At 58.9% G+C, this 5,340-nt stretch carries 5 protein-coding genes and 1 pseudogene; 1 reads left to right on the forward strand and 5 read right to left on the reverse strand.

Features of this window, described 5'->3' with window-relative positions:
- Positions 1 to 120: 120 nt before the first annotated feature.
- The 4 genes from OBACDRAFT_RS21100 to OBACDRAFT_RS21115 form a co-directional block, all read right to left on the reverse strand.
- Positions 121 to 1,119, reverse strand: a complete 999-nt coding sequence (locus OBACDRAFT_RS21100; protein ID WP_043588895.1) for a sulfate ABC transporter substrate-binding protein — start codon at positions 1,117 to 1,119, stop codon at positions 121 to 123.
- Between the two features lie 110 nt (positions 1,120 to 1,229).
- Positions 1,230 to 2,663, reverse strand: a complete 1,434-nt coding sequence (locus tag OBACDRAFT_RS21105) for an OprO/OprP family phosphate-selective porin (protein WP_043588896.1) — start codon at positions 2,661 to 2,663, stop codon at positions 1,230 to 1,232.
- Positions 2,664 to 2,798: 135 nt separating this feature from the next.
- The gene (locus tag OBACDRAFT_RS21110) at positions 2,799 to 2,984 is read right to left on the reverse strand and encodes a YezD family protein (RefSeq protein WP_043588897.1); all 186 of its coding nucleotides are present in this window, start codon (positions 2,982 to 2,984) and stop codon (positions 2,799 to 2,801) included.
- Positions 2,985 to 3,022: 38 nt separating this feature from the next.
- Complete coding sequence (locus OBACDRAFT_RS21115; protein ID WP_043588898.1) at positions 3,023 to 3,625, reverse strand: RrF2 family transcriptional regulator; 603 nt, start codon at positions 3,623 to 3,625, stop codon at positions 3,023 to 3,025.
- A 382-nt stretch (positions 3,626 to 4,007) separates the two neighbouring features.
- Between OBACDRAFT_RS21115 and OBACDRAFT_RS25900 the strand changes: the two genes are divergently transcribed.
- Positions 4,008 to 4,631: a hypothetical protein gene (locus OBACDRAFT_RS25900; protein WP_052362337.1), complete on the forward strand. Its 624-nt coding sequence runs from the start codon at positions 4,008 to 4,010 to the stop codon at positions 4,629 to 4,631.
- 47 nt (positions 4,632 to 4,678) lie between these two features.
- On the opposite strand, the pseudogene OBACDRAFT_RS21125 reads toward OBACDRAFT_RS25900, so the two are convergent.
- Positions 4,679 to 5,340 (reverse strand): annotated as a pseudogene (locus tag OBACDRAFT_RS21125) (heparinase II/III family protein); the annotation flags it as partial.

Below are 5,340 nucleotides of genomic sequence, written 5' to 3' on the forward strand. Positions count from 1 at the left end.
GGTTTGAGTGAGAAACCGCCGCCCTTTGCGTAGAGGCTTCGCTTGCGAAGCCCGCGTATGCAGGATGTGGCATCAAAGGCGGGCGCGGGCGTCGCAAGCGCCGCCCCTACGGTCACGGAGTTACTTCTTCAGATAAATCTGGTCGAAGGTGCCGCCGTCGGCGAAGTGGGTTTTGTGGGCTTTGACCCAGCCGCCGAATTTGTCGTCGATGGTGAAGAGTTCGACCTGCACGAACTGGCTGGCATACTTGGCGGCAAACTTTGGGTTGGAGGGGCGGTAGAAGTGCTTGCCGGCGAGGTCCTGGCCTTCGTCGGAGTAGAGATATTCGAGATAGGCGGTGGCGACGTCGCGGGTGCCTTTTTTGTCCACGACTTTGTCCACGACGGTGACGGTGGGTTCGGCGAGGATGCTCAGCGAGGGCACGATGATGTCGAACTTGTCCTTGCCGAATTCCTTGAGGGCGAGGAAGGCTTCGTTTTCCCAAGAGAGGAAGACGTCGCCGACGCCGCGCTGGACAAAGGTGGTCGTCGATCCGCGGGCTCCGGAGTCGAGGACGGGCACGTTTTTGTAGAGTTTGGCCACGAAGTCCTTGGCGGCTTCGTCACTGCCGAGTTTGCGGCGGGCGAATTCCCAGGCGGCAAGGTAGTTCCATTGCGCGCCGCCGGAGGTCTTCGGGTTGGGCGTGATGACGGAGACGCCGGGTTTTACGAGGTCGTCCCAGTCCTTGATTTTGAGCGGGTTGCCGCCGCGCACAAGGAAGACGATGGTGCTGGTGTAGGGGGCGGAGTTGCTGGGCAGGCGTTTCTGCCAGTCCTCGGGCACGAGTTTGCCGTTGCGGTAGAGTGCGCTGACGTCGTTGGCGAGAGCGAGGGTGACGACGTCGGCCTGGAGTCCGTCAACGACGGCGCGGCCTTGTTTGCCGGAGCCGCCGTGGGATTGCTTGATGCGGACGTCGTCGCCCGTCTTGGCTTTCCAGTATTTGGCGAAGGCGGCGTTGTACTCGACGTAAAATTCGCGGGTCGGGTCGTAGGAGACGTTGAGGAGTTCGATGTTCTTGGCGTGGGCGAAGGACGCGGCGCCGAGGGTGGCGGCGGCGAGGAGGAGTGTGGTGAGTTTCATGATACGTGTGTAGTTTTTGTTTGGATACGAGTCGGGATGCGTCGGGTGTTCGGGAGCGCCGGGACGCGTGGTGCGGGTCCGGCGCTCGCGAGTGAAAAACGCCGGCAGGATCAGAAGCTGACCTGGAGGCGGGTGAAGAAGTAGAGCTCGTTGTCGTTGGTGTTGGCGCCGGAGTGGCCGCCGCTGAAGTTGGTCTTCTCGACGTTGAACAGGGCGCGGATGTTGTTGTTGAGATACCAGTTCAGACCGGCGCCGTAGGCAAAGGCTCCGGTGATATTGGTGGTATCGGAGAGGCCGCTGCCATCGAAGAGCTTGCCGTCGATGTCGGCGCCGCTGACGCGGGCCACGACTTCAAAGGCTCCCCAGGTGCCGTTTTCCCAGTTGAAGGCATTCTTCGGGCTGACGCCGGACTTGGTGGCGGCTTCGCCAGTGAGCACGTAACCGGCGCTGACACGCCAGCCGGTGTTGGCAATGCTTTCATTGTAAGTGGTGCCGTTGCTGATGTCCTGACGTTCCCAGATGAACTCGGCGGCAACGCTGAAGGGCGTGCCGGTGTACCACTCGATGCCGGGGCTCACGCGAGCGTGGTGGCCGTCGGCGAAGAGGGAGTTGCCATAGTTGAGGACGGTTTGCTGGCCGTTGCTGAGGATGCTGCGCAGGCCGCTGGTGTTGGAGCCGGCGGTGCCGCGTTCGTTGCCGTAGCTGCCGCCAATGCTGAAGGCGAGTTTGGAGAGGATGCCGTCGTCCTTTTTGAAGGGCGTGACCGTGAGGCGTCCGGCGGTGGTGAGATCGCCGTCGGTGAGTCCGCCAGTGCGGTTGGTGACGTTGTTCTCCACGCCGTTGAAGATGCCAAGACGGTAGTCAACGATGCCTTCGGCGAGCGAACCGAACGCTTCCAGTCCGATGTCGCGGTTGGGCGCGAAGTTGTTCGGGAAGGGCGATTCGTTGAAGTGACGGTTGGAGCCGGGTTCGAGGACGACAGGCGAGGCAAACTTGCCGGCCTTGAGGCCGAAGTAGGGCGAGATTCGGGCATCAAGCCAGGCGTCGATGAGCTGGGTGTTGTTGTTGTTGCTCGTGCTGTTGCTGTCGCCGGTGGCGTATTCGGGAGTGATGTTGAAGTTGAAGATTTTGTAGGCGGTGCCGGTGATGGGCGTGCGGACGCGGCGGAGGAGGAAACCGTCGCGGTTGGGAGCGGAGTCGTCGAGGAAGGCGCGATAATCGGCTTGGACGAGGGCGCCGATTTTGAACGAAAAGTTCTTGTCGGCGGAGGCGACGTTAAAGCCTTTGCCGTCGAGCGTAACGGTGGCTCCGGCGGGGGTGGCCTTGGCTTTGGCCTCGGCGGCTTCGTCCTTCAGTTCCTGATTGCGCTCAAGAACGCGGATTTTCTGGTCGAGCAGGCGGATCTGCTCGCGCAGGGCTGCGATGTCATCGCTGCCGGCGGCGGTTTGGGCCGTGAGCGGCGTGAGGCCGGTGGCGGCAGTAAGAGCGGCGAGCAGGAGGGCTGTCGCGCGCGTGTGTGTCTTGACGTGGTGCGAGGTGTGCATGGTCGTTGTGTGTATGCTGGCTTAGGCGACCGGTCCGATGTCGGGTGAGGGACGCTCGTTTCTATCGTTGGTATGTTTGTGCTGGGTACATCCTCCGGAGGGCCGGTAGGAAAAGGGTGCGTGAGGACGCGGAGATCAGTTTTTGCTTTCGAGTCGGGTTTTTTCGGTGCGCTCGATCTGCGTGACTTTGCCGTCGTGGACGACGATTTGCACGACGCCGTAGCGCAGCCCCTCGACTTTTTCCCGGACAATGCCGAGCCAGTCGGGTGGGACGGCGGTGGCCGTGGCGGTGGTCTTGGTGATTTCGGTGTGAAGGCTCATGGGTGGAGGATTTGGTTAAGGATGTGCTGTGCTGGTCGTTAAATGGTGTAGTCGGGCAGGAGGTTGGAGAGGAGTCCTTCGACGGGCGCGAGGCGTTGGTCGGGCGGCACGGTGGCGCGGGCGGCGATGGCTTGTTGCGGGAGGCGGCGGGAACCGCCAGAGGGTGGATGCCGGCTTTCGGAAAAGGGGAGCGGGATGTCGTTGCGACGCATCTTGCGGGTGGTGACATCGACGACGTCGGCGAGCGAGTAGCGGTCGAGGATGCCAGCGATGGCATTGCGGACGTCGAGCATGAGCATGCGCAGTCCGCAGTGCGTCTCGTCGGGGCAACTGCATTTTTCGTAAGCCGTCTGGCTAACGCAACCGATGGGGGCCAGGGGGCCGTCGATGAAGCGGATGACGCTGCCAATGCTGATCTCGGAGGCAGGGCGGGAGAGGCGGTAGCCGCCAAATTTGCCGCGCTGGCTGATGACGAGTCCGGAGGTTTTCAACTCCTGCATGATTTGCTCGAGGAATTTGATGGGGATGAGCTCTTTGTCGGCGAGTTCGGCCACTTGCACGAGATCCCGATCCACCTCGGCGGCGATGCCGAGATCGATGAGGGCGCGGAGCGCGTATTCGCCTTTTTTGGAGAGCTTCATTGTGTCTGAATGAAACTACATTGGATTGGTGGGATTTAAAATCAAGCAAATTTTGAGTATCTTTAGTTAAATGGTTTGTTTGTTTCTTAATTGTCAGGATGAAAGATGGTTGAGTTGATTTTTTTAGGAGAGGATTCTTGTTTTTAAGCTAAATTTATGACGATGAGAGATACTTCATGAGGGAGAATACCTGACTATTAGCTAATTTGTACGAGTGTTGTTCGATAGATTATTTTAGCTTGCGATGAGGGAGGACTGATTATTCATAGGTAGTTGTTTTCAGGATAGATAGGGGATCAGGAGATCGTGCTGCGGTGCGTAATGGCTGCGATGGCAGGCAGCAGGGATTCTGATCCACGAATGCGATGATAATTAATTAGTTATGCGGACAACTCTTTCTAAAATCAGGGTAAAATTTTCCGTTGTTTTTTTGTCGTTGTTTGGTGTGTGCGCATTTGTCGCTTGCGAGAGTCAGTCGGCAGGAGGGGCGAAGGTCAGGCTCAGTGGTGGAGATGGATATCTTCGGACCAGTGTGAATGATGATGATCTTGGACGTGCCGCCTCCGAGATGATTCAGGAGGTAATCAGGTCCGGTCGTTTTGTGCGTGGAGATGGTGGCCGTTATACGGTGAGGTGCGGAACTGTTTTTGATGGCACCTTGCAGGGGGTCGATACCGGCAGGCTTATGTCAGGGATCAGGTCGACACTCGCTGCAAGCGGGCAGGTGATCGTGATTGATGCTGACGATCAGGATGTGGGGGGAAAGAAACGAAAAAATTTGTTATCATTTGATTACAAGAATAATAGTTTTTCTACTCTGATAGAGGAGGACATGGTGAGTGTTCCTGAATTGCGCGTTGGCGGCAGGATATTTCACCGCATGGTACGTTACGATCGGCTGAGCGATCCTCATGTGGAGTATTATCTTTTGCTTGAGATTACCAACGCGAGAACCGGGTTGGTATTTTGGTCCAGAGAGGCCAGTTTGGGCCGTAAAGACGCCTAGCCTGTTTTGAGAGGGGGGGGGGGATGGTTCGGGCTGGTGGTTCCCTTTTATTGCCCAACCGGTTGCGGTAGGGGCGTGATTTGGATGGCTGAATCGCGGGGGGATGCGGGGTTGAGTGTGACGCGGGTTGCCGTGTCCAGTTGGAGGATTATGCGATGGGCAGAGTCGATGGTCACAACGGCGGCAGGAATGGGTTCAGGGCTTGGTGAGACAGGGAGGACGGGGCGAAAGAGCCAGACGTTGATGACAGGACCACGAAGGGGTTGTTCAAGGATTGTGACCGGAGCGGGTTCGAGTTGGTTGAAACGGGGGCTGTGCCAGCCTTGCGGCGTGGGATAAGTCTGGCCGGCGAGTTGACTGAAATGAGAGGGGGCAGAGTTGTTAGTGATGTGCTGGAGGTGGAGGGTGGCGGTTGCGTGGGTGACGAGTCGGGAGTTGGGTTGGTCGGAGATCGGGGCGATGGTGCAGTCGGGAGCCCAATGCCAGAGGGTGGTGAGCGTGGCGGGGCTGAAGGTTATGATGCGGTCAACGACGATCCAGGCGCGTCCGGGGATGTGCGCAACGAGGCGGCGCCAGTCGGCAGTGCGGGGATTGGTGATGGGATCGGTGGCGGGATTGCTTGCAAAGGTGGTGTCGCCGTAGGCGAGTTCGAGCCCGTCGGGGAGGGTGATGAAGGTGTCGGAGGAATGCGGTTTGTCGCCGGGGGGGG

The organism is Geminisphaera colitermitum TAV2, from assembly GCF_000171235.2.
In the GTDB taxonomy this organism is placed as follows: domain Bacteria; phylum Verrucomicrobiota; class Verrucomicrobiia; order Opitutales; family Opitutaceae; genus Geminisphaera; species Geminisphaera colitermitum.